The following is a 23,416-nucleotide window of genomic DNA, read 5'->3' as shown; positions in this document are numbered from 1 at the left end:
AACTTATGTTATAAATCACGTTAAGTTGGAGTTAATATCTCCACTGGTTTAGTTCTTATTGCGTACTAGAGGCTGGGTAGGGTTGCTTTCTTTAAGGCGTGTCACTACTTAGCATAGTACAATAAAACTAATGCTAAGGGTTGTAGGGTTTATTTTATTGTCAGCTTATGGTTGAATTAGCATAACTTCAAGGGTAACAAGCAAAGTTTTGTTGAGTAATCGTTTTGTTTCTACATATTGTTGATAATTAATATTGTTAATAAAAGGTATAGTGTCATAAGGCTATACCTTTTTTGTTTAGTAAGGAAAACTGATGATTGAGCATCGTCGTTTACGCAGTATCTGTCATGCCTCTATTGGTACTAATAATTTAGCACAAGCACAAGGTTTTTATACGCCCGTCCTAGCAACTTTAGGTATAGATTTGGTTAGCGAATATGAACAAGCATTAGCCTATGGCAAGGGCTATCCTGAATTTTGGTTACAACAACCTTTTGATAAACTGCCTGCTACTACAGGCAATGGCACTCATTTTGGTTTTGTTGCCTTAAGTAAGCAACAAGTTGATGAGTTTTATCATTGTGCTATCGCATTGGGCGCTCGTTGTAATGGCGCTCCGGGTGTAAGACCTGAATACGGTGCACCCTATTATGGTTGTTTTGTTATCGACCTTGATGGCAATAAAATCGAAGCAAGCTATTGGCAAGCTACTGAAAAATAGATTTAATTATGTTTTGTTTTTGAGTTTTTATATTTATATTTTTAACGATTAAAATAACAGTTTATTGTTGAGTTGAATTCGTTTTATACTGTCAATTGTCGTTTATCGTATAGACCGTTGGAGCAGAGCGTTTGCTGAGAAGTTTTGTAAAATTAACCTTTCAAAATAGTGGCCCGATTGTCCTTTTTTTATTGTTAATATCTTGTAAATCAAATGCTTTGCACTCTTTAACTGATAGCGACTTTAATGCTTTTTTATTACGAGCAGAGCAACTTAATGATCGAGATCCTAAAGCCGCATTACTGTTATTAAATACCCACAAAGATGAGTTAAGCTCACAACCGCTCACTAGCCAAGTTAATTACTTTCGAATTCAATCCACAGCATATTCTGATCAGGCGCTTTATAGTTTAAGTGCAGCCTCAGCTGAGCAAGGCTTAAAGCTAGCTAAGCAAATGAACAACCCCAGTATATTTATTGCTGAACTTGCTTATATTAAAGGCTTTTCATTAGAAAGTCAGGGGGATTTTGACGGCGCTTTTCAGTTTTATCAAAATGGTTTAGATGTAGCTCGTTCAATGACTAATCAGAAACTAACGGCGCGTGGCTTGATCAATATTGGTGCTATATATTATTTAAGAAAAAACTATAAACAGTCATTGATCACACTCAATTATGCTTTGACCTTGGCTAATGAAATAGCAGATGAAGCGCTTTTAGGCGATATCAGTAGTGAATTAGGCATTTTGTATGGTTACTTAGGTGAACAGCAACAAGCAAATGATTATTTTCAACAGTCATACCAACACTTTAAAAATGCCGGTAAGCACAATTATGCGTTAAATAGCTTACATAATGTTGCGATTAATCATGCTAACCAAAATAACTACGAACAAGCCATTAGTGTTTATCGTCTTCTCGAAAGTGAAATACAGGAGAATACTAGTAATGAGTTTATTGCCGGTGTTTATCGCAGCTTAGCTTGGGCGCTATTAAACAAAGATGATAGCGATACAGAAAATGCTTATCGTTATATTTTGTTAGCTGGCGAATATGTTAAAGAAACCGAACAACATTTAATGAAGCTGCAATACCTTATTGATAAAGCTTATATTTTAGAAAAAATGAAGCGTTATGATGAGGCGTTACTGAACCTAGAACAAGCAGAAAAGTTACTCGAAGGTAAAGCCAGTGATATTTATGATACCAGCGAGTTAAATATCCTCTTTCTACGTGCTGAGCTTTATTACACTTTAGGTCAGTATAACAAAGCATACCAAATTCAAACGCAGTATTTTACTAAGTCGATTGCCTATAACGAAGTGCGTGAAACCACTGAAATTGATGAGTTAAGGTTACAATATCAAAGCGAAACCACTCAACGTAAGAAAAATATTTTGGAAACAAAACAAAGTATACAAAACTTACAGCTGCAACAAATAACGCTTGATACCAATAACCGACAGGTTCTTGTCGGTTTATTGGCAATTTGTTTATTGATCTTAGCATGGGTCTTATATCGAGTGATTAAAGGTAAACGAAACTTAGTGCGAGCAACGCGAACCGATAGTTTAACCGGTGTGACGAATCGGCGACGATTACTTGAGTTGGGCGAAAGGTATTTCCAACAGGCAATAGAGCAGCAACAGTCTTTTAGTGTTTGTATGATAGATGTCGACTTCTTTAAGAAAATCAATGATATTTTTGGCCACCGTGTAGGTGATAAAACACTTAAAGAAATTGCTATTCATGGCCAAAGCTTGATGAGAGCAAGTGATGTATTTGGCCGCTTTGGCGGCGAAGAGTTTATTGTCTTATTGCCAAATACCGGACATGATGATGCGCTTGAAGTTGCACAGCGCTTAAGAAAGCATATTGAACAGGCGAAGTGGCAAACGCAAGAGATTAATCAATTAACCATCAGTCTTGGTATTGCTACCTTGAGCAAGCAAAACTACCGTGACTTTCCTACTTTGTTAAAAGCTGCCGATGCGCAATTATTAAATGCCAAGCATTCTGGTCGCAATAAGGTTAGTTATGATCAATAAGGATTGGCGACTAAAAAGTATTATTTTTTATAGTGTGTTGATATTTTTTAATAGACTTGCTTTTGCAGATGAAATTTTAGGTCAACAGCAGGTTTTCAATAAAACGGATCAGCTTTATGTCAGTCAACAAGTTGCAACAGAAGTTTTGGCTATTAATGTAGAAATATTATCGTTAAAAAATTTAAGTGAACACGACCGAGTGTCAGCTCAAGTTAAATTACTGAAGTTTCAAGAATTAGACTTAACGTTAAATCAAGCGGAGCAATATATTCTCCACCTTATTCGTGCCAATATTGCAAATATTGAAGGTCAAGAGCACAAGGTGGTTAATTGGCTAAATAAGGCAATAAAACTTGAAGCTTTTATTGCTAAAAAGCAGCTTGATGAGCCGTTATTTGCCAGTGCTTATTTAACCCTAGCAAGTATTTACCAAAGGCAAGGTGAGGCTAAAAAGGCCTTTGATAGTAAGGAACAGTATATTAGAAAATATTTTGCACATTTAGAGCAGCAAAAAAGCTTACGGGTTAAGCGCTTGAGTGCTAAATATGACATTGAAAAAAGACATGAAGAAAATGAATTACTTAGTCAAAACAGCAAAATAAAACAGTATGCTCTGGCGCATGCTGAATCGGAGCGACAACAGCAAAACCGTAATATTGCGATTTTTATTGCTGCGGCCATCGTCTTATTTTTATTACTACTACGACAATTTAAAATTCGTAAAGCATTAACCTTACTTGCAAAAACCGATAGTTTAACTCAGTTGCCTAATCGTCGTGCTTTTTTTGATAACGGTTACATCTTTATGGAGCATGCTTTACGAGAGAATAAAGAGTTGAGTATTTTAATGTTAGATATTGACCATTTTAAAAATATAAACGATCAGTTTGGCCATGATATTGGTGATGAGGTTATTTGTAATATCGCAGCATTAGCGGGTGAAACCATGCGCTCTCGAGATTTTCTTGCTCGGATCGGTGGTGAAGAATTTGCCGCTATTTTACCTGATGCAAATATTGCGCAAGCGCGTGCAATTGCTGAGCGTATACGGGAAAAAATTCAGGATAAAAGTTATCAAGGTCAACAGGATAATATTCATATTACCGTTAGTATAGGTTTAGCAAGTATTAAGGTGGTTAGAGAAAGTTTTGATAGCTTACTACATGCAGCGGATATGGCTATGTACCAAGCAAAAGCTAACGGTCGCAATCAAGTGTGTAGCTATTGTACAGAAAGAAAAGAAAAAACAGATTAATCACCATTTCATGATATTTATCGCCTAAAAGTATTCTTTCCACAGGCATAATCAGCTAAGCTAACCCCAGAGCAATAATAGTAAAAGTTACGCTTGATAATTCGACATTAATCGAACTTTTTAGGAAATATTTTCATGTCAGATGCAATCGACTTTAGTTTGGACGGTATTGAGCAGCGCCCTTTAAGACAGTTCACTGAAGAAGCTTATTTAAATTACTCGATGTATGTCATTATGGATCGAGCTTTACCTCATATTGGTGATGGTTTAAAGCCAGTGCAGCGTCGTATTATTTATGCGATGTCAGAGCTTGGTTTATCGGCATTAGCAAAATATAAAAAATCAGCCCGTACTGTTGGTGACGTTTTAGGTAAATTCCACCCCCATGGTGATTCAGCCTGTTATGAAGCTATGGTGTTGATGGCACAACCGTTTTCATATCGCTATCCGCTGGTTGACGGTCAAGGAAACTGGGGAGCACCAGATGATCCTAAGTCTTTCGCGGCCATGCGCTATACCGAAGCACGTTTATCACGCTTTAGTGAGGTTTTATTAGCAGAGCTAGGGCAAGGTACGGTTGATTGGACGCCTAATTTCGATGGTACCATGAAAGAGCCTAAAACTTTACCAGCGCGTTTACCGCATATATTACTTAACGGTATTACTGGTATTGCTGTGGGTATGGCAACCGATATTCCTCCTCATAATGTTAGAGAAGTCGCCAGTGCTTGTGTGCATCTTATTGAACAACCCAAGGCAGAGTTAGCAGATTTACTTAATATTATTCAGGGACCTGATTATCCAACCGATGCTGAAATAATTACCCCGAAAGCAGACATTGAAAAAATTTATCAAACCGGTCGCGGCAGTATTAAAATGCGTGCGGTTTATGAAATGCTACATGGTGAAGTGGTTATTACAGCTTTGCCTCATCAGGCATCTGGCGGAAAAATATTAGAGCAAATTGCTAATCAAATGCAAGCTAAAAAGCTACCTATGGTGGTGGATTTACGTGATGAATCAGATCATGAAAACCCGATCCGTTTAGTGATTGTGCCACGCTCTAATCGTGTTGATATTGAACAATTAATGCAACATTTGTTTGCTACCACGGATTTAGAGAAAAACTTTCGTGTTAACCTCAACATGATTGGTTTAAATAACAAACCCGCAGTTAAAGATATTAGAACCATACTAAGCGAGTGGATAGAGTACAGACGTGAAACTATCCGTCGCCGTTTACAATATCGCTTAGATAAAGTATTGGCGCGCTTACATATTTTAGATGGCCTATTGGTTGCTTACCTCAATATTGATGAAGTTATTGAAATAATTCGAGGTTATGACAACCCGAAAGCAGAGTTAATGTCGCGCTTTGAGTTGTCTGAACGTCAAGCTGAATCAATATTAGAAATTAAACTTCGACAACTTGCCAAGCTTGAAGAGATTAAAATTCGAGCAGAGCAAGACGAATTGAATATTGAGCGCGAATATCTTGAAAAAACGCTTGGTTCTAAAGCGCGCATGAATACCTTAATGAAAAAAGAAATACTCGAAGCTGCTGAGAAGTATGGTGATGATCGTCGCTCTGTGCTTGTTGAGCGAAATGAAGCTAAAGCGCTGTCTGAGAAAGATTTGATGCCGAGTGAGTCAGTAACTGTTGTTGTCTCTCAAAAAGGTTGGGCACGTTGTGCTAAAGGTCATGACATTGATGCACAAGCGTTAAGTTACAAGTCAGGGGATGAGTATTTATGCTCAGCGAAAGGGCGTAGTAACCGACCTGTGGTCTTTATTGATTCTGCCGGTAGGGCCTATGCGACTGATGCTCATAGTTTACCTACCGCTCGAAGCCAAGGTGAGCCACTCACTGGACGCTTTAATTTAGCTAGTGGAGAAGCCTTCGAAAAAGTGTTGATGGCTGAAGATGATAGACGTTATTTACTCAGCAGTGATGCGGGTTATGGTTTTGTTGCTAGTTTCGCGGATATGGTCAGTCGTAATAAAAATGGCAAAGCACTATTGAGTTTGTCTGCAGCAGCTAAAGTAATGACGCCAAGGTTTATTAGCAGCTTAGATAACGAGTTAGTCCTGTCAATTACCTCTGAAGGGCGGATGTTAGTCTTTCCTGTCAAAGACTTGCCGGTGCTAAGTAAAGGCAAAGGTAATAAAATTATTAATATTCCTTCAGCGAGAGCCAAAGCGCGTGAGGAATATGTAACATTGCTTGAAGTGTTACCACCAGAAAGTGCGGTTACTTTGCATGCAGGTAAACGTAAATTGACCCTAAAGGCGAGTGATATTGAGCATTATAAAGGTGAGCGTGGCCGACGAGGTAATAAGTTACCAAGAGGCTTACAACGAGTTGATCATATTGTTATAGAACAACAACCTTTAGAGATAACGCCGGAAACACCAGAAAGCTAATAGCAATAGGGCCTTAATCTTCAATTATTAGGGCTCTACCTACCTTAGGTTCGCGAAATTAACAATTACAGCAAGCTATTATCAGTTTCTCAGCAAGGCCATAACTATTGAGTGATAATCGCTTACAGTAGCTTTGACGGCTTTTTACTGGCGTAGATAGCTTTAAACAAGTTAAAGATCACCTTAGTCATAAAACTGTCACAAAACTTCCTTAGAATCATCATTAATTAGGAGAGTGACGTGAGTATAAACATAAATGACATTATCAAAGCTAAAGCTGTTAGCACTGTATTTCAAGCAATATTTAATACTCAAGAACAATGTATCGTTGGCTACGAAGCACTAACCAGAGGTCCAGAAGCTAGCGCTCTGCATTCACCAGACGTTCTATTTCAACACGCTATGCAAGCGGGTTTACTTTCTGAGCTTGAGATATTGTGCCGTGATAAAGCAATTAAGCGCTTTGCTGAGCTACAGTTAACCGGCAAACTATTCCTTAATATCAGTCCGCTTGTGTTGCTTAATAACAATCATCCTCAAGGTGAAACAGTGAAATTTGTTGAACAAGCGGGATTAAATTGCCAACAAATTGTCATTGAATTAAGTGAGAAGTATCCTTTTCCTAATCATCACATCTTACGTGATGCTTTAGCGCGCTATCGACAGTTTGGCTTTAATGTCGCTATTGATGATTTAGGTGCCGGATATTCTGGGCTTAAACTATGGAGCCAACTTGTACCTAACATTGTTAAAATTGATCGTTATTTTGTCGAGAATTGTCACCAAGATAATTTTAAACAAAAGTTTTTAAAAGCGATATTTGATTTAGCTAGCGCGGCTGAAGCTGAAGTTGTGGTGGAAGGTATTGAGTGTCAGCAAGAGTTCGACTACTTGCAGGCTTTAGGCATGGTGTATGCTCAGGGCTTTTATTTGGCTAAACCAGCTTATCAGCCGATTCGTGAATATCCTAAGCATTTAATAGCTCCTTTATTATTGCAAAAAAAACAGGCGCTTTGGGTTAACTTGTCAGTTGTTTGATAAGACCACTCAGTTGGCTGATCTTTTTATTGGATAATTGTCGATAATCGAAATATGGGCAAATAATAATGCCCAATTCTGTATTAATGGCAAAGTCATGACTAAGCCAAGTACAGTTGCTGCTAAGGCCAAGGTGTTCGCTATAGCCTTTGCCTAATATAACCTGCAACTTTTTATTATCCTGCCTTGCTAAAGTATTGGCGGTTGAAAGCCCAAGTGTGCAAAGTTCTGGTGGAGAAAAAAGTAAGCAATGGTTACTGTCAGTTTGCAAAAGTGCTTTATCTCTTAGCTGTTGCCATGAAGAAAACTGCTCTGGGCATAACTCGAATAATAACTTGGCGTAAACATTAAATATTTTTCGCCAATGATTACCAGTTTCATGGCAAATATAGGCAATTTCATTGCTTGCTAAGGGCTTAACAGTGCTTAAATTTTGATATAAAGCGAGGGGAGGACGATTTTTTATATAGAAAACAAGTTTGGCGTTAATATCACCAAAACCGATGGCTTTATTATTCATGTCATTATTTCCAATAAAAAGCCAATAAAAAGCCAATAAAAAACCCGGCTACGTCCGGGTTTTAGTCAGTTTTAACTATTTGACTAACACTAAGTTAAAACTCTTCCAACATACGTTCTAAAGAATAATCAAAAGCTTTTAATTCTTTTTCCAGTTGAAATTTTTCTTTCAGTTGTTCAATTTCACGCCATTTTCTTTTCTTATTATTACTTGAACTTGATTTAGGTTGTGTACCTAAAGAGTCCATTACTTGTTGAAATTTTGCCATGGTATGTTCCTTTTTTCTACAACTGCAGCTGTTTAATAACACAGTTCTGTATGGAAAAGAAACATTTTTTTGCACTTTGGTGACAAATTCATGGTTTTCACTGTTTCAAATTTTAAAATGGCGCTATTTAAGTGTTTAGGTAAGCCTTTAAGCTTATGTTTGCCAAGTATGGCTTAAAGCAAAGCTGTTAATTGTTGCTCAAGTTTTACTTGGTCAATGGTGAAGTTTCGAATGCCTTCCGCGAGTTTTTCTGTTGCCATGGCGTCTTGATTCATTTGCCATCTAAATTGTGCTTCGCTAAGTGGTGCTTTATTGGCTAACGGTGCTTGTTCGCTGAATAATTTTTGGCTGATTGTTGCGGTTGAATTTGCTAATTCGTCCATCAGATTAGGACTGATGGTTAATCGATCACAACCGGCCAATTCAAGTATTTCATCAATATTTCGAAAGCTGGCCCCCATAACTACAGTGTTATGGCCCTTAGCTTTGTAATAGTTATAGATGCTGGTCACCGACACTACACCGGGATCTTCGCTAGCTGGGTATTCACTGCGCCCGGTGTCTTTTTTGTACCAGTCTAAAATGCGACCTACAAAAGGAGATATCAGGTAAATGTTGGCTTCAGCACAGGCTTGGGCTTGGGCAAAGTTAAATAGCAAGGTTAGGTTACAATTAATACCTTCGCGTTCTAATTGCTCGGCCGCTTTTATACCTTCCCATGTTGAGGCAATCTTGATCAATATACGATCATTGCTAATACCTGCTTCGTTATACATGGCAATCAGCTTGTGGGCTTTAGTAATTGATGCTTGCGTATCAAACGATAAACGCGCATCAACTTCTGTTGATATTCTACCGGGTACTATTTTTAAAATTTCTAAGCCAATGAGTACTGAAAGCTTATCGGCGGCATCAATAACTTGTTGTGTCGCATCGTTAGATTGAGTTTTAGCCCACTTCACAGCGGTGGCTAATAATTGTTGATAATTAGGTAAAGCAGCCGCTTTTAATAATAAAGATGGATTGGTTGTGGCGTCTTGCGGTTGAAACTTAGCAATAGCTTCGATATCGCCGGTATCGGCAACAACAGTGGTCATTTTTTTTAATTGAGAAAGTTGATCGGTCATAACATGTCCCTTGATATTAATAATGGAATCAGATGAATGTCTTAGTTAATTTTAGTGAAGTATTACAACGTTTTTCGAGCAACATAGATTGAAATTGCTAGGTATCTGTCTTATTCACCTATATTAGTATCAAATTTTCATAAATTAGCAAGGGTGATAATGAAATAACTTAGATAAAAAGGCTATCGTATCTTACATCGGTTAATGAGTCGGCGAAATTATTCGCTGAAGCCATGTTAATAAATCATTCGTGGTCAGATGCCGCAGCAAACAGTTAATGGAATGGCTGTTATATTGGTTTTTTCTTATGCTATAGTGGCAAAAATTTTAAAGATAGAGTAAATAAATCATGTTGCTTGTTGTTTCTCCCGCTAAAAATCTAGACTATGAGTCTACTGTTGCTACTGAAAAATTCTCTCAACCGGAGTTGTTAACACACAGTAAAGTACTGATGAAAAAGTGTAAAACACTAACACCAGCTGATATTAGTTCATTAATGTCAATCAGTGATAAATTAGCGGGCTTAAATGCGGCGCGTTTTGGTGAGTGGACAACACCTTTTACACCTGAGAATGCTAGACAAGCAATATTGGCTTTTAATGGTGATGTATACGCTGGCTTGGATGCTAACTCTTTCACTGATGATGACTTTGCTTTTGCTCAGCAGCATATGCGGATTTTATCAGGCTTATATGGCTTATTAAGACCATTAGATCTGATGCAGGCTTATCGACTCGAGATGGGCAAGAAACTCGATAATGAACGTGGTAGTAACTTATACCAATTTTGGGGGGATATTATCACTGAGCACTTAAATGCAGCACTTGCTGCTCAAGGTGACAAGATATTGATTAACTTAGCGTCTAATGAGTACTTTAAATCAGTGAATAAAAAAGTATTAAAAGCTGAGGTGATAACACCGGCATTTAAAGATTGGAAAAATGGTCAATTTAAAATGATCAGCTTTTATGCGAAAAAAGCCCGAGGTTTAATGGCGCGTTATATTATTGAAAACCAAATCAGTGATGTGGAAAAATTAAAAGCGTTTGATGTTGCTGGCTATCAATATTCGAGTGAATTAAGTAAAGGCAACAACTGGGTGTTTACTCGTAAAGAAACATAATTATATGCTAGGAGCAATTATGCCTAGTGTCTGATTCGCGCTGATATTTTAGCGGTTTAGGTCAGTTGTTATTACATTGACCTCTTAAGTCAGTATTTCTCTGCTAAGCTCAATAAGCTGATATTAATAAAAAGGTTTATCATGAATATGCGTCAAACAATTACAATTAAGTCGATTTTCTATGTACTCATTACTTTGACACTAACCGCGTGTGCAACTATGGGCGACGGTAATAAAGTTGAGCAACAGCAAAAAATATTACAAATGAAGGATACGGTGTTAACACAACTGTTTGCTAATAAACCTGATACCCGTGAGCAATTAAGTGCCGCGCCTGGCTATGCGGTATTTTCAAATGCTAATATTAATTTAATTTTTATCGCTGCAGGCACTGGCTATGGTGTCGTTAAAGATAACCAGAAAAACACACATACCTATATGAATATGGCAGAAGGTGGTATTGGTCTAGGTCTCGGAGTGAAAGACTACCGTATTGTTATGGTTTTCCATAGCAAAGACGCCATGAATCATTTTGTTAATAGTGGCTGGACGTTTGGTGGTAATGCTGATGCATCGGCGAAGGCGGGTAACAAAGGCGGTTCAGTTGAAGGTGAAGCTTATTATGGTGATGTCACAGTTTATACTTTGACCGAAAGTGGCTTAGCATTGCAAGCAACCATTAAGGGCACTAAGTTCTGGCGTGCTGATGCCTTAAATTAATGTCAGCTTTGCATTAAAAGTTCAGCGCAATACCGGCATAGAAATAGGCACCGTTATAGCCAAATGGTGCCGAGCGGCGGGAATATTCAAATACGCCATCACTATCAACAATGGTATTACCTGCGTCATCAACGATCTGGCCTTGCCTTGAGTTGCCGATAGTATTTTTATCAGGGTAGACATCAAATAGGTTATTACTGCCAAAGTAGACCTTGGTACTTTCATTAATATGGTACTCAGCCCGTACATCGGTTAACAGCTTGGCTGAGTATGTTTGTTTATCGCCATCAAGTACGCTGTATTGTCCAAAACGATTGAATGTTAAATTAAACAGCCAATTTTTTTGCTGATAATTAATGTTAAAATTGATACGGTTTTTCGGCTGCCAACTTTCGATAATGGCGATGTCATGTTGGGAAAATACCTGCTCTACCGGTAAGTTATTTAAAGCACTGCTTTTTGGCGTAAATAATTGACTCACTTTGGTGTCGGTAAAATTCGCCGCTAAAGTCAAGTCAAGTACGCCTTGGAAAATTGGATATTGCCAAGTGGCAATAAGGTCTACACCTTGTGTTGTGCTATCAATACCATTTAAAAACACTTGTGCTTTATCAACATTTTCAACCATTAATGCTTGGTCTAATACGGTATTCTCTCCAGAGCAAAGACTACTGCTCAAGACAATTCTGTCGTCAATGCTGATATGATAATAATCAAATGTGATGGTAAGGCCATTGCTCAAGCTTGCAACAGCGCCCAAACTCAAATTTTTTGAGCTTTCTTCTGTTAACTTTGAAATACCTATGCTGCGAGCTAAGTTACTATCATTTCTGAAAGTTGCGACTTTTTGACCGATCAGTTGGCCATCGTTGTTTACTAAAAACTGGGTACTGGTGTTATTAAAGTAAAGTTGTTGCATGGACGGGGCTCGAAAACCGGTATTGAAGGCCGCTCGATAAGTTAGCCAGTTATTACTCTGCCAGTATGCCGCAACTTTAAGGTTTGTCGAGGCACCAAAATCATCATAGTCATCATATCTCAAGGCACTATTTAGCGATATATCAGAGCTAAGCTGTTGCTCTAGTTCTAGGTATGCAGAGCGAACATAACGTTGTTCGTCAACGACTGCATCAGGGGCAATACCCGGAAATCCTTGTATTCCAGCAATAGCGTCATGGTTATACTGGGCTTGGTTATCTAGAGTGTTGTAATCAAAGTAGCTGTATTTTTCACCGGCTTCAACTTGATAATGATCACGTCTAAGCTCAAACCCTACAGCTAAGGTTGCCCAGTCAAGATCCTGCATAATATCTAAATTTAAAGTTTGTAAAGATAATGATAAATCATAAGCGTGAGCTGTACGCGGAATTGTTGTACGAATATCATCTGCAGCCTGTGCCTCATGATAACGTAGAAAGTTAGCATACGAGGCGTTAATAGAGTTTTTTGTCCAGTAGTTAAGTGAGTTCTTACCATAGGTATATGATGCATCAATAGCGGTGCCATTATCGAGATCGAAGGCGTAGCCTAAATTGACTGACATGTCTTTGATACTGGTGGCAATTTTAGGTAAGTAACCATTGTTTACTGTTGCTTGCCCGTCTTGTAGTTGCGGGTTAGTACTGTTATCTCTAGCGGTACGGAAAAAAGCAGCAGAAGTATTATCTCTTTTAGAATAGCTAGCAAAGCCATAGAGTTCACCTAAAGCAAGTGGGTAACCGGCATTGATCACAACCGCTTGCTGTTGTGATTTAGGATTACCAATTTCAAATGTTTGGCGATTGGCAGTAATTTCATTATTGCTGCTAGTAAAGTATTTTTCAGGTGCGATGCTAATACAGTCTTGATAAATACAGGCGCCATCTTGACCAGCGCGATTTGTTGCTTGAAAGTCACTGATACTTAAGGAAGTATTAATAAACCCTTGTTCTAATAAGCTGAAGGTTTTATTGAACTCAAGTTGTTGGCTAGCACCATCACCTTGACCGTACTGCCCGTAGGACATTTCAACGTAATCTTGAGCAGTGTCATCTTTTAGCACTAAGTTAATCACGCCAGCGATGGCATCGGAGCCATATTGCGCTGCGGCGCCGTCACGCAATATTTCAATGCGCTTAATTGCGGCTAGCGGAATGGCATTCAAGTCAGTACCTGCTGTGCCACGTCCAACAGAGTTGTTGATATGAATTAAACTGGCTTGATGTCGACGTTTGCCATTGACTAACACTAAGGTTTGATCTGGGCCTAAACCTCGCAGTGTTGCTGGTTGTAAAACATCGCTGCCATCACTAATAGCTGATTTTGAAAAGTTAAAAGAAGGTGCAACCGCTTGTAGCATATTGCCAATATCCGTCTGGCCTGATTGTTTTAATTGTTGAAAAGAGAGTATATCAACAGGTACTGGCAAATCGATAATGGATCGACGAGCGGTACGGCTGCCAACAATGGCTATTTTTTCTATGCTGACTTGAGCTGGCGGGATGTTTTGTTTACGGTTGTCATTTGTCGTTACAGCGATGAGTTTTTCAACCGGGGATTCGTCGGCAATAATGGCAATTACCCCGTCGTTATTTTTGCTAAAAGTCAGTCCAGAGTTTCTTAATAACTTTCTTAATGCAAAGTCAGTGCTGTAATAACCTTTAATAGGGGTACTTTGGGCTATCGTTGCGAGTTCAAATGAGAAAAGGAGAGTTTGTTGGCTTTGCTGAGCAAAATTGATCAGTGCTTGGTTAGCATTTTTTTCAGTTATATCGAAATAGATAAGTTGCTCAGCTTTACTAAAAAATGACATAAAGCTCAGTACAATTATGCTCGATATCAATTGCTTGTTAAATGCTGAAAATAGCATTGCTATTCTATCTAAGCCCAAAAGGTAAAAAGTATTATTCATCAAGAGCCAAATTCCGTTGAAGCATTAATTTTATTACTTGTTACCGGCCTATTTTAATTAAAAATTACTCAGTATGTTACAAGCTTTTGTTATTATTGATTTGTATTTGAGCTACTAGAAAGTGCATAGGTATTTGTTGTTATTTTTTTAGCATCGATTGCAAAGTTGTAATGAAGAGACTGTAATAGCGCGTTAAGGTCATTAGTTTTAAAGTAACCAGAAACTCGCAACTTTGCTAGGTCATTATCTATTGGCATAAATTTAATGGTGTTATAGCGCTGAACTTCTTTTAATACTTGTTTGAGTGGCTCGCCATCAAAAATCAATATGCCTTGCTGCCAGGCTAATTCTTGTTTAACTTCTTGCGCTGATAATGACTGTTTTTCAGAAGCAATATCATTAGCAATCGCGACTTTTTCACCAGCAGAAATAATGTTGTTATTGCTTGGGCTTCGAAGAGCAGGGTTTAGGTGAGGAGAATTCTGCTCAATTGGAGTATTTATTGCGTTCAGTAACTTATCAACAGGGGCATTAGCTTCAGCAATTAATACCCTACCTTCTTTTACCAGTAATTCAGCTGAGCTAATATTATCACGCTGAACGTTAAAAATGGTGCCAAGCGCGGTAAAAGAATTATGGCCAGAAACTACAGTAAAAGGGCGGTTTTTATCTTTTGCTACATCAAACTTAGCTTCCCCACGTATCAAGGTTATTTTACGTTGAAGTTTACTATAAGCGACTTCTATGACGGTATTGGTATTGAGTTCGACAATACTGCCATCGTCTAAAGTAAGTTGTTTTTGTTCGCCATATTGGCTGCTATATTTTTGATATGCGAGCGCTGGGTTGACATGGTGCTGTGAGCTTGGCCATATTTTATTAACGTCGCTAAAAAGGTTTGCTGTTAATAATGCAACGCACGCCAAACCTGCAGCTAATAATCCCTTCATGAAATAATCATTTTGTGACTTGGTTTCTGCCTTATGTGAAAATAAACCACTGAGTTCGTGTCTAGTAGCAAGATCACTCCATAAGAAAGAAATTTTATTTAAAGCAGCATAATGAGATTCATCTTGATTGATCCATGCAATTAATTGCTGTTTTTCGGCTCGAGATAATCCCTTATCAAGGCGTGTTATCCAGAGGTTAGCTTGCTCTTGGACCGATTTTTTATCGTTTAACGTCTCGGTTATCATCAACTAATTATCATATAAAGGTTTTAGATTACATATTGTAACATTCTTCGGTAAGGACTTAATGTAAACGAAATTATATGCTGGTGCTATGGAAATTTTAAAAAAAACAAAAGTTATAACTTTTAGTTGGCAATAAATTTGTACACAATATTTGCTATTAACTAGCTTTGATGAAAAACAGCATAGGTTAAAAGGTGGAGCTTTGTAGAGCAGCAATAACTGCTTGCTAAGATAATATTGGCAGGATAAAAATAAAAAACCTAAACCTTCAGTTGCTCATTAAGGTTTAGGTTTATTTGAAAGCTGAAAGCTGAAAGCTGAAAGTTAAGTTATTACTTATTACGCTTTGCTTGTTTTTTCGCTTTAGCTTTCTTTTGTGCAACGGTTCTTTTGACTTTCGCCTTTTTCATTGCCACACGTGCTTCTTTATATTTTGGTCTCAGTGTCTCAATTACTCGGCGAGGTAAGCGCTCTTTAATATAACGCTCAATTTTACCTATCACTGTCATGTCATGTGCTTCAACCAATGAGATAGCGGTGCCTTTATTACCAGCTCGACCAGTACGACCAATGCGATGTAAATAAATATCGGCAGTGCGCGGCAAATCAAAGTTTATAACATGCGTTATATCATCAATATCCAGACCACGTTCAGCAATATCAGTGGCGACCAAAACACTCACCGTGCCATTACGTAAACGTTCGACAGAGGTGTTGCGTTTGTCTTGTTGCATTTTACCTTCAAGCCAAACACAAGGCATGTTGTCAGCATAAAGTTTGCCTGATAGGTATTGTACAGTTTCACGTTTATTGGCAAAAACAAGCGCACGCTCTACGTCTTCTTGTTGCAATAAGTTGAGTAATAAAGCGTATTTATGATCTTTGTCGTCTGCTAAATGCATCCATTGATGAATTTTTGCTTTTTCTTTACGAGAAGGGTTCGCTTCTAAAAATACCGGCTCATTGAGAAGTTCACGCGAAAAACGTACCACGGCAGAACCTTCCAGTGTTGCAGAAAATAGCATGGTTTGTTTACGCCAACGTGCTTCAGCAACAATGCGACTAATCGTTTCTGCAAAACCCATGGTTAACATACGGTCAGCTTCATCTAAAATTAAAATTTCAATTTCGCGACTATCAAATTGTTCCGTTTCAATGTACTCCATCAATCTACCTGGAGTAGCAACCAAAATATCGGTATTACCTGTGAGCACTTCTTTATGACTACCGTAATTAACACCACCAGTAATGACCGCTGATTTAATCTTGGTTAAGGCGGTTAACTTTTCGCATTGCTCATGCGTTTGTATGGCAAGTTCACGTGTTGGCGATAAAATCAGCACGCGCGGAAAACCAGGATTTTTGCGAGGGTAATCTAATAAATGCTGAGCAGCAGGTAAAATAAATGCCGCTGTTTTTCCCGTTCCTGTTGGGGCTGAAGCTAATACGTCTTTGCCTGTCATAGCCACAGGAAGTACTAATTCTTGGATAGACGTTGGCTTTTTAAAGCCTGCATTTTCAACGCCGCCTAATAACGCGGAATCTAGGTCAAACTGTTCAAACATGTAATAATTTTCTTTGGGGATTAATAATTGCGCATTATAATGGCAAAATCATATTTATCCTAAAGATCTTGCCAAATTTGTTTATTTATTATGATATTTTAACTAATCCGACAGAATATCGGCAATTTCAGTGGTTATTTGTTCACACCAACGTTTAATACGCTCTTCACTAGCATCATATTGGTTGTCTTCATCAAGCGCTAAGCCAACAAAATGTTGCTCATCTGCTGTTAATGCTTTTGAGGTGGCAAAGTCATAGCCTTCATTCGGCCAATAACCTATGACATAACCTCCTTGTGCAAGGACTTGCTCATGCAGCATACCGAGCGCATCTTGAAACCAGTCGGTATAACCAATTTGATCGCCCATACCATAAAGTGCGACAATTTTACCTTCAAGATCAATGTCAGCTATTTCTGGCCAGTGTGACTCCCAATCTTCTTGAATTTCACCGTAGTCCCAAGTAGAAATGCCTAAGATTAAAACCTCGTGGTCAGCCATTTCTGCCAGTGGAGTGTCTTTTATATTAAATAAACTGACGATATCGCTACCAAGCTCTGCTTGAATCTTTTCTGCCGCTATTTCGGTATAACAAGTGGTTGAGCCATAAAATAATGCGATGTTCATTGATAAATTACCGAGGTTTGTTGCGAACCATTCTAAATGGTTAGTGAAATAATGACGGGATTTTAACAAAATTTTAGTAAATAAGAAGCTTTCCATTGCCAGAGCTGACAATATTTTTAAAGTGAAATATGCTCTAGCTGATCAAGCGTTATTGCAATTATATGCTTTTCACTGTAATTTTAGTCCGTTAAAAGCGGTCTTTGTGTTTACCTAAAATTACAAATGTAATTTTCCGCTCACTTTTCTCTCAACAAGGTATGGAATTGATTTATGTCTAAGAAGTTTTTATTGGCTGCAGCGCTTGGCCTGTTAAGTTTGGCCAACAATGTCAACGCGTATGTTGAGCCAACAACCTCAGTTGCAAACAGTGTTATGTTAGCTACAGCACAACCTGTAGCTTTTGATGCAGTAAAAGCAAAACTAACTAATACCTTAGGGCTTGATGTTGCTAGCATTAAACCATCTCCTATGGCTGGATTGGTTGAAGTAGTTACTGATCAGGGCTTATTTTATGCTAGTGCTGATGGTGAATTTTTATTGCAAGGGAAAATGTATGGTCTAGGTAATAATGTGACTAATTTGACCGAAGCAAGCTTAGCATTAATACGTATTGAGGGGATGGCGAAATTCTCCGATGCCATGATTGTTTTCCCAGCAAAAGATGAAAAGTATGTGGTTACTGTTTTTACTGATATTACCTGCGGTTATTGTCGTAAAATGCACGAACAAATTGAAGATTATAACGATAAAGGTATTACTGTGCGTTACTTAGCGTATCCACGTGCAGGAGTAAAAGACCGTACGGGTAATTATTCTCAAGGCTTTAAAGATTTACGCTCAATTTGGTGTCATGAAGACCCTCAACAAGCCCTAACCAAAGCAAAAACTGGCGCTGATGTTGCCGCCCGTATTTGTGATAAACCCATTGAAGAAGAGTTTAATTTTGGTCGTCAAGTGGGAGTTACCGGAACGCCAGCGATTATGTTAGCCAACGGCATGATGGTACCTGGTTATCAAGAGCCAAGTAAATTATTTATGTTATTGGAAACTACTTTATAAAGTAAACCATAGCTATATCCATACCGCATGTGGCTTTCAGGACGTTTGAACGAACTCTGCTTCTTGAAGTTTTATGGAAACAGATTATTTATCTAGAAAATGGCAAGTTAATGACTTGCCATTTTTGTCTCTACTATTCTCATTATTAGTACTATTTATTTAAGAAGAGTGATTGATGCAAAAAGAAATTATTCGTCGAGAACACATTAGTGATGAACATTTACCCAGTTCGCTTCATCCTATTGTCCGACAAATATATGCCCGTCGTGGCGTTACTTGTAAAGAACAGCTTGAGTTAACGGCCTCACATTTATGTCCCGTTGAAACATTAAAAGGCTTACCTGAAGCGTGTGAACTTTTATATCAGGCACTAAAAGGGCAAAAAAATATTACCGTGATTGGTGATTTTGATGCTGATGGTGCAACCAGTACGGCACTCATGATGGAAGCATTACAAATGCTTGGCTCAAGCAATCACCACTTTTTAGTACCTAATCGCTTCAAGTATGGTTACGGTTTAACTCCTGAAATTGTTGATATTGCTGTATCACAAGGTGCAGAGGTTTTAGTCACTGTTGATAATGGCATTAGTTGTATGGCAGGGGTTAAAAGGGCGAAAGCGTTAGGATTACAAGTGCTGGTTACCGATCATCACTTGCCCGGTGCCACAACGCCGCCTGCGGATGCAATTGTTAACCCTAATCAAGTGGGGTGTAACTTTGCCAGTAAATCGTTAGCTGGGGTCGGGGTCGCTTTCTATTTTATGTTGGCATTAAGAAAGTATTTACGTGAACAGCAATGGTTTGAGCAGCAAAATATTAAAGAGCCAAATATTGCGCAATTACTCGATTTAGTCGCCTTAGGGACGGTTGCGGATGTGGTGTCACTAGATGCTAATAATCGTATTTTAGTCGAACAGGGTTTAAAACGTATTCGTGCGGGTGCAACACGGCCAGGTATTCAAGCCTTAATTGAAATAGCCGGTAAGAATCAACAAAAATTAGTAGCGAGTGATTTTGGTTTTGCATTAGGGCCAAGGATTAATGCAGCAGGGCGCTTGGATGACATGGCTTTTGGTATCAATTGTTTATTAGCGAAAGATTTGTCAACGGCAAGGGTGATGGCGGCAGATTTGGATGACTTAAATAAAGCGCGTCGTGAAATAGAGCAAGGCATGCAAATCGAAGCTGAGCAAGTACTCGCGAGTTTACAGTTTAGTGAAGAAAATTTACCACACGGTATTAGTTTATTTCATGCTGATTGGCATCAAGGTGTTATTGGCATTGTCGCCGGACGGTTGAAAGAAAAGTATCATCGACCGAGCATTGTTTTTGCTAAAGGCAGCGATAAAAACGTTGCTGATACAAATAACAATAGCGATGAAATTAAAGGCTCTGCACGTTCTATTCCTGGTTTACATATTCGTGATTTATTAGAATATATCGATAGCCAACATCCGGGGATTATTGCAAAGTTTGGTGGTCACGCTATGGCCGCAGGCTTATCAATAGCTAGAGAGCAATTTGAAAGCTTTTCGATGCTATTTGAGCAATATGCTCAGCAATGGTTAAGCCAAGAAGCTTTAACTGGAGTTCTAGCTTCAGATGGTGAATTACTGACTCGAGATATGACATTGACCTTCGCTCAGGTATTACGAGATGCTGGCCCATGGGGACAAAACTTCCCTGAACCATTATTTGATGATGTCTTTACGTTAGTACAGCAACGTATTGTTGGAGAAAAACATTTGAAATTAGTGGTAGAAAAAGATCAGCAAATATTTGATGCCATTGCCTTTAATGTTGACATTAAACGTTGGCCTGATCATCAAGCGAAGCAAGTTAAGCTTGCTTATCGTCTTGATATCAATGAGTTTCGTGGTAAGCAGTCGGTGCAATTAATGGTCGAACAATTAGAATAGCGTTTAGTGTCAGCATAAATGGCTAGTGCTACTAATAATATTTATGTTTTTTAGCTCAAAAAATATCGTAAAAAGGCGATTTGATCAGCCAAGCAAGCATTTATTTCATTGCATAATTAGGCTACAATGCGCGACTATTTTACCCTTAGGTCTTTAGCTGTGACTTGGTCACCAAAATCATATGTTAGAAGTTAATCCAGTACTTAATAAAATTAAAGAAATTCGCGAACGCACCAATATGCTTCGGGGGTACCTTTGACTACGACCAAAAGTCAGAACGTTTGGTTGAAGTTGTTCGTGAATTAGAGTCTGCTGATGTTTGGAATGACCCTGAGCGTGCACAAGCCCTAGGCCGTGAACGAGCCGCATTAGAAGCTGTGGTTGAAACCATTGATGAAATGGATTCCGGCTGTGAAGACATTGAAGGCTTAGTTGAGCTGGCGGTTGAAGCTGACGATGAAGAAACTTTTAATGATGCTGAAGATGAAACACAAGCATTAGAAGCTAGTCTTGAAAAATTAGAATTCCGTCGAATGTTTTCCGGTGAACAAGATGCTAATAACTGTTATTTAGATATCCAATCTGGCTCGGGCGGCACTGAAGCACAAGATTGGGCCGAAATGTTGATGCGGATGTATTTACGTTGGGGGGAAGCTAATGGCTATAAAACAGAAGCCATTGAAGTTACCGATGGCGATGTTGCGGGTATTAAAGGTTGTACCATTAAATACACCGGTGAGTATGCCTTTGGTTGGTTACGTACCGAAACCGGCGTGCATCGTTTAGTACGAAAATCACCGTTCGACTCAAGTGGTCGTCGTCATACCTCATTTGCTTCGGCATTTATTTATCCTGAAATAGACGATAATATTGAAATTGATATTAATCCCGCTGATTTACGTATAGATACTTTCCGCGCCTCTGGTGCTGGGGGGCAGCATGTTAATAAAACTGATTCAGCTATCCGTATTACCCATTTACCAACCGGCGCTGTTGTCGCATGTCAGGCCGATCGTTCACAGCATAAAAACCGCGCAACCGCGATGAAGTTGCTAAAGGCGAAGTTATATGAAATGGAAATGCAAAAGCAGAATGAAGGTAAGCAAGAATTAGAAGACGGAAAATCTGATATTGGTTGGGGTAGTCAAATTCGTTCTTACGTATTAGATGACAGCCGAATTAAAGATTTACGCACCGGCATAGAAAACCGCAATACTCAAGCGGTGTTAGACGGCGACTTAAACAAATTTTTAGAAGCTAGTTTGAAGTCTGGCTTATAAACACCTTAATTAATTTTAATTTTTTAAATAGCATATTACGTTAAACACGAGAAATAAAATGACTGATCAAGCAAACCAAGACGAAAACAAGTTGATTGCCGAGCGTCGTGGCAAATTAGTAAAAATTCGAGAAAACTGTCCGGCAAATGGTCACCCTAACAAGTTTGATCGAAAACACTATGCTGCTGATTTACAAGCTGAACATGGCGAAAAAGATAAAGAAACGCTTGAAGCTGAAACTGCTGAATACAGCATTGCTGGTCGTGTTATGGCAAAACGTGGTCCATTCCTAGTCTTACAAGACATGTCTGGTCGCATTCAAGCTTATGCTCATAAAACTGTGCAAAAAGATATTAAAGAGCGTTGGGGCACGTTAGACATTGGCGATATTATTGGTGTTACCGGCACTATGCATATGTCAGGTAAAGGTGACTTATATGTCAACATGGATAAGTACGAGCTATTAACTAAATCGTTACGTCCATTGCCGGAGAAATTCCATGGTTTATCTGATGTTGAAACGAAATATCGTCAACGTTACGTTGATTTGATCATCAATGAAGATACCCGTAATACCTTTAAAATTCGTTCAAAAATAGTTGATGGTATTCGTAAGTTTTTAACTGACCGTGATTTCATGGAAGTTGAAACGCCAATGCTCCAAACTATTCCAGGTGGTGCATCAGCTAAGCCTTTCGAAACCTTTCATAATGCCTTAGACATTCAAATGTATATGCGTATAGCACCAGAGCTTTACTTGAAGCGCTTGGTGGTTGGTGGTTTTGAGAAAGTTTTTGAAATTAATCGTAACTTCCGTAACGAAGGTTTATCAACACGTCATAATCCAGAGTTCACTATGATTGAATTCTACCAAGCCTATGCTGATTATCATGATTTAATGAACCTTACTGAAGATATGCTACGTACTTTAGCAGAAGATGTTATGGGCTCAGCAATTATTCGTAACACAGTTAAAAATTCTGATGGTGAAGTAGTAGAAGAGAAGTTTTATGACTTTGGCCAGAAATTTACGCGTTTATCTATGGTTGATGCGATATTAAAGTACTCAACTGATTTAGATGAAAATGTTTTACGTAATCCAGAAGCAAACTTTGACGCGCTTAAAGCGATGGCAAAAGCTGTTGGCGTAAAAGAAACTGATGCGTCTAAAGTCTGGGGTGCAGGTAAATATATTTGTGAAATTTTTGAAGAAGTTGCCGAGCATATGCTTGATCAACCAACCTTTATTACCGAATACCCATGGGAAGTTTCACCATTAGCTCGTCGCAATGATGACAATCCATTTATTACCGATCGCTTTGAATTTTTCGTCGGCGGTCGAGAACTAGCTAATGGCTTCTCAGAGCTTAATGATGCTGAAGACCAAGCGGAACGCTTCCAAAATCAAGTTGCAGGTAAAGATGCGGGTGATGACGAAGCAATGCATTATGATGCTGACTATATTCAAGCACTTGAGTATGGTTTACCACCAACAGCAGGTGAAGGTATTGGTATTGATAGATTGGTCATGCTATTCACTGATTCACCAACCATTAAAGATGTTATTTTATTCCCGCATATGCGTCCACTTGCTGAATAAAAATAAACAGAGTAGTTGTTGCTCAAGCAGATAA

The 23,416-nt window shown here is 38.6% G+C and carries 18 protein-coding genes; 11 read left to right on the top strand and 7 right to left on the bottom strand.

The genetic code is table 11. The features are described from left to right. The first annotated feature begins 313 nt into the window (after positions 1–313). The 5 genes from FGD67_RS05760 to FGD67_RS05740 all read left to right on the top strand — a co-directional run bounded on the left by FGD67_RS05760 (position 314) and on the right by FGD67_RS05740 (position 7,486). The gene (locus tag FGD67_RS05760; protein WP_257174096.1) at positions 314–721 is read left to right on the top strand and encodes a VOC family protein; all 408 of its coding nucleotides are present in this window, start codon (positions 314–316) and stop codon (positions 719–721) included. 131 nt (positions 722–852) lie between these two features. Further along, positions 853–2,769, top strand: a complete 1,917-nt coding sequence (locus FGD67_RS05755) for a tetratricopeptide repeat-containing diguanylate cyclase (protein WP_257174095.1) — start codon at positions 853–855, stop codon at positions 2,767–2,769. Beyond that, positions 2,759–4,024: a GGDEF domain-containing protein gene (locus FGD67_RS05750; RefSeq protein ID WP_257174094.1), complete on the top strand. Its 1,266-nt coding sequence runs from the start codon at positions 2,759–2,761 to the stop codon at positions 4,022–4,024. The genes FGD67_RS05755 and FGD67_RS05750 overlap by 11 nt, the downstream gene beginning before the upstream one ends. Before the next feature lie 135 nt (positions 4,025–4,159). Next, a complete protein-coding gene (gene parC, locus FGD67_RS05745) occupies positions 4,160–6,448 on the top strand; it encodes a DNA topoisomerase IV subunit A (RefSeq protein ID WP_257174093.1) in 2,289 nt (762 codons plus the stop codon). 240 nt (positions 6,449–6,688) lie between these two features. Then, on the top strand, positions 6,689–7,486 hold the full coding sequence (locus FGD67_RS05740) for an EAL domain-containing protein (RefSeq protein WP_257174092.1): 798 nt from the start codon (positions 6,689–6,691) through the stop codon (positions 7,484–7,486). Here the strand turns inward: FGD67_RS05740 and FGD67_RS05735 are convergent. The 3 genes from FGD67_RS05735 to tal all read right to left on the bottom strand — a co-directional run bounded on the left by FGD67_RS05735 (position 7,467) and on the right by tal (position 9,401). Continuing rightward, a complete protein-coding gene (locus FGD67_RS05735) occupies positions 7,467–8,006 on the bottom strand; it encodes a hypothetical protein (RefSeq protein ID WP_257174091.1) in 540 nt (179 codons plus the stop codon). The genes FGD67_RS05740 and FGD67_RS05735 overlap by 20 nt on opposite strands. Before the next feature lie 94 nt (positions 8,007–8,100). Then, a complete protein-coding gene (locus FGD67_RS05730; RefSeq protein WP_373567876.1) occupies positions 8,101–8,253 on the bottom strand; it encodes a DUF3545 family protein in 153 nt (50 codons plus the stop codon). A 194-nt stretch (positions 8,254–8,447) separates the two neighbouring features. Then, positions 8,448–9,401, bottom strand: coding sequence for a transaldolase (tal, locus tag FGD67_RS05725; RefSeq protein ID WP_257174089.1), 954 nt, complete (start codon positions 9,399–9,401; stop codon positions 8,448–8,450). Between the two features lie 349 nt (positions 9,402–9,750). Between tal and yaaA the strand changes: the two genes are divergently transcribed. Continuing rightward, the gene (yaaA, locus tag FGD67_RS05720; RefSeq protein ID WP_257174088.1) at positions 9,751–10,524 is read left to right on the top strand and encodes a peroxide stress protein YaaA; all 774 of its coding nucleotides are present in this window, start codon (positions 9,751–9,753) and stop codon (positions 10,522–10,524) included. 147 nt (positions 10,525–10,671) lie between these two features. Further along, positions 10,672–11,244 carry a YSC84-related protein gene (locus tag FGD67_RS05715; protein WP_257174087.1) on the top strand — a complete coding sequence of 191 codons (573 nt, stop codon included), beginning with the start codon at positions 10,672–10,674 and terminating at the stop codon, positions 11,242–11,244. A 13-nt stretch (positions 11,245–11,257) separates the two neighbouring features. On the opposite strand, the gene FGD67_RS05710 is transcribed toward FGD67_RS05715, so the two are convergent. The 4 genes from FGD67_RS05710 to fldB form a co-directional block, all read right to left on the bottom strand. Then, entirely contained in the window at positions 11,258–14,134 is a 2,877-nt protein-coding gene (locus tag FGD67_RS05710) for a TonB-dependent receptor (protein WP_257174086.1), read from the bottom strand. Positions 14,135–14,226: 92 nt separating this feature from the next. Next, positions 14,227–15,330 carry a FecR family protein gene (locus FGD67_RS05705; RefSeq protein WP_257175075.1) on the bottom strand — a complete coding sequence of 368 codons (1,104 nt, stop codon included), beginning with the start codon at positions 15,328–15,330 and terminating at the stop codon, positions 14,227–14,229. A 332-nt stretch (positions 15,331–15,662) separates the two neighbouring features. Next, positions 15,663–16,895, bottom strand: coding sequence for an ATP-dependent RNA helicase SrmB (gene srmB / locus FGD67_RS05700; protein ID WP_257174085.1), 1,233 nt, complete (start codon positions 16,893–16,895; stop codon positions 15,663–15,665). 102 nt (positions 16,896–16,997) lie between these two features. Then, positions 16,998–17,522, bottom strand: a complete 525-nt coding sequence (gene fldB / locus FGD67_RS05695; RefSeq protein ID WP_257174084.1) for a flavodoxin FldB — start codon at positions 17,520–17,522, stop codon at positions 16,998–17,000. A 270-nt stretch (positions 17,523–17,792) separates the two neighbouring features. On the opposite strand from fldB, the gene dsbC reads away from it, so the two are divergent. The 4 genes from dsbC (at position 17,793) to lysS (ending at position 23,382) form a co-directional block, all read left to right on the top strand. Next, entirely contained in the window at positions 17,793–18,581 is a 789-nt protein-coding gene (dsbC, locus tag FGD67_RS05690; protein ID WP_257174083.1) for a bifunctional protein-disulfide isomerase/oxidoreductase DsbC, read from the top strand. 175 nt (positions 18,582–18,756) lie between these two features. Beyond that, positions 18,757–20,502, top strand: coding sequence for a single-stranded-DNA-specific exonuclease RecJ (gene recJ, locus FGD67_RS05685; protein WP_257174082.1), 1,746 nt, complete (start codon positions 18,757–18,759; stop codon positions 20,500–20,502). Between the two features lie 181 nt (positions 20,503–20,683). Next, a protein-coding gene (prfB, locus tag FGD67_RS05680) for a peptide chain release factor 2 (protein ID WP_257174081.1) occupies positions 20,684–21,782 on the top strand; the annotation gives its coding sequence in 2 pieces (ribosomal slippage) (positions 20,684–20,758 and positions 20,760–21,782; 1,098 coding nt in all). 58 nt (positions 21,783–21,840) lie between these two features. After that, positions 21,841–23,382, top strand: a complete 1,542-nt coding sequence (gene lysS, locus FGD67_RS05675; RefSeq protein WP_257174080.1) for a lysine--tRNA ligase — start codon at positions 21,841–21,843, stop codon at positions 23,380–23,382. The last annotated feature ends 34 nt before the right edge of the window (positions 23,383–23,416 follow it).

Origin of the sequence: Colwellia sp. M166 (assembly GCF_024585285.1) — a bacterium.
In the GTDB taxonomy this organism is placed as follows: Bacteria; Pseudomonadota; Gammaproteobacteria; order Enterobacterales; family Alteromonadaceae; genus Cognaticolwellia.
Note: the sequence above shows the minus strand (reverse complement) of the source record. Positions and strands in the feature narration are given on the sequence as shown.

Excerpts from the sequence above, each read along its gene's own strand:
- srmB (WP_257174085.1), bottom strand. The coding sequence starts at position 16,895 with ATGTTTGAACAGTTTGACCTAGATTCCGCGTTATTAGGCGGCGTTGAA.
- FGD67_RS05760 (WP_257174096.1), top strand. The coding sequence starts at position 314 with ATGATTGAGCATCGTCGTTTACGCAGTATCTGTCATGCCTCTATTGGT.
- FGD67_RS05710 (WP_257174086.1), bottom strand. The coding sequence starts at position 14,134 with ATGAATAATACTTTTTACCTTTTGGGCTTAGATAGAATAGCAATGCTA.
- FGD67_RS05730 (WP_373567876.1), bottom strand. The coding sequence starts at position 8,253 with ATGGACTCTTTAGGTACACAACCTAAATCAAGTTCAAGTAATAATAAG.
- FGD67_RS05735 (WP_257174091.1), bottom strand. The coding sequence starts at position 8,006 with ATGAATAATAAAGCCATCGGTTTTGGTGATATTAACGCCAAACTTGTT.
- tal (WP_257174089.1), bottom strand. The coding sequence starts at position 9,401 with ATGACCGATCAACTTTCTCAATTAAAAAAAATGACCACTGTTGTTGCC.
- FGD67_RS05715 (WP_257174087.1), top strand. The coding sequence starts at position 10,672 with ATGCGTCAAACAATTACAATTAAGTCGATTTTCTATGTACTCATTACT.
- dsbC (WP_257174083.1), top strand. The coding sequence starts at position 17,793 with ATGTCTAAGAAGTTTTTATTGGCTGCAGCGCTTGGCCTGTTAAGTTTG.
- FGD67_RS05705 (WP_257175075.1), bottom strand. The coding sequence starts at position 15,330 with ATGATAACCGAGACGTTAAACGATAAAAAATCGGTCCAAGAGCAAGCT.
- yaaA (WP_257174088.1), top strand. The coding sequence starts at position 9,751 with ATGTTGCTTGTTGTTTCTCCCGCTAAAAATCTAGACTATGAGTCTACT.
- fldB (WP_257174084.1), bottom strand. The coding sequence starts at position 17,522 with ATGAACATCGCATTATTTTATGGCTCAACCACTTGTTATACCGAAATA.
- parC (WP_257174093.1), top strand. The coding sequence starts at position 4,160 with ATGTCAGATGCAATCGACTTTAGTTTGGACGGTATTGAGCAGCGCCCT.
- lysS (WP_257174080.1), top strand. The coding sequence starts at position 21,841 with ATGACTGATCAAGCAAACCAAGACGAAAACAAGTTGATTGCCGAGCGT.
- recJ (WP_257174082.1), top strand. The coding sequence starts at position 18,757 with ATGCAAAAAGAAATTATTCGTCGAGAACACATTAGTGATGAACATTTA.
- FGD67_RS05750 (WP_257174094.1), top strand. The coding sequence starts at position 2,759 with ATGATCAATAAGGATTGGCGACTAAAAAGTATTATTTTTTATAGTGTG.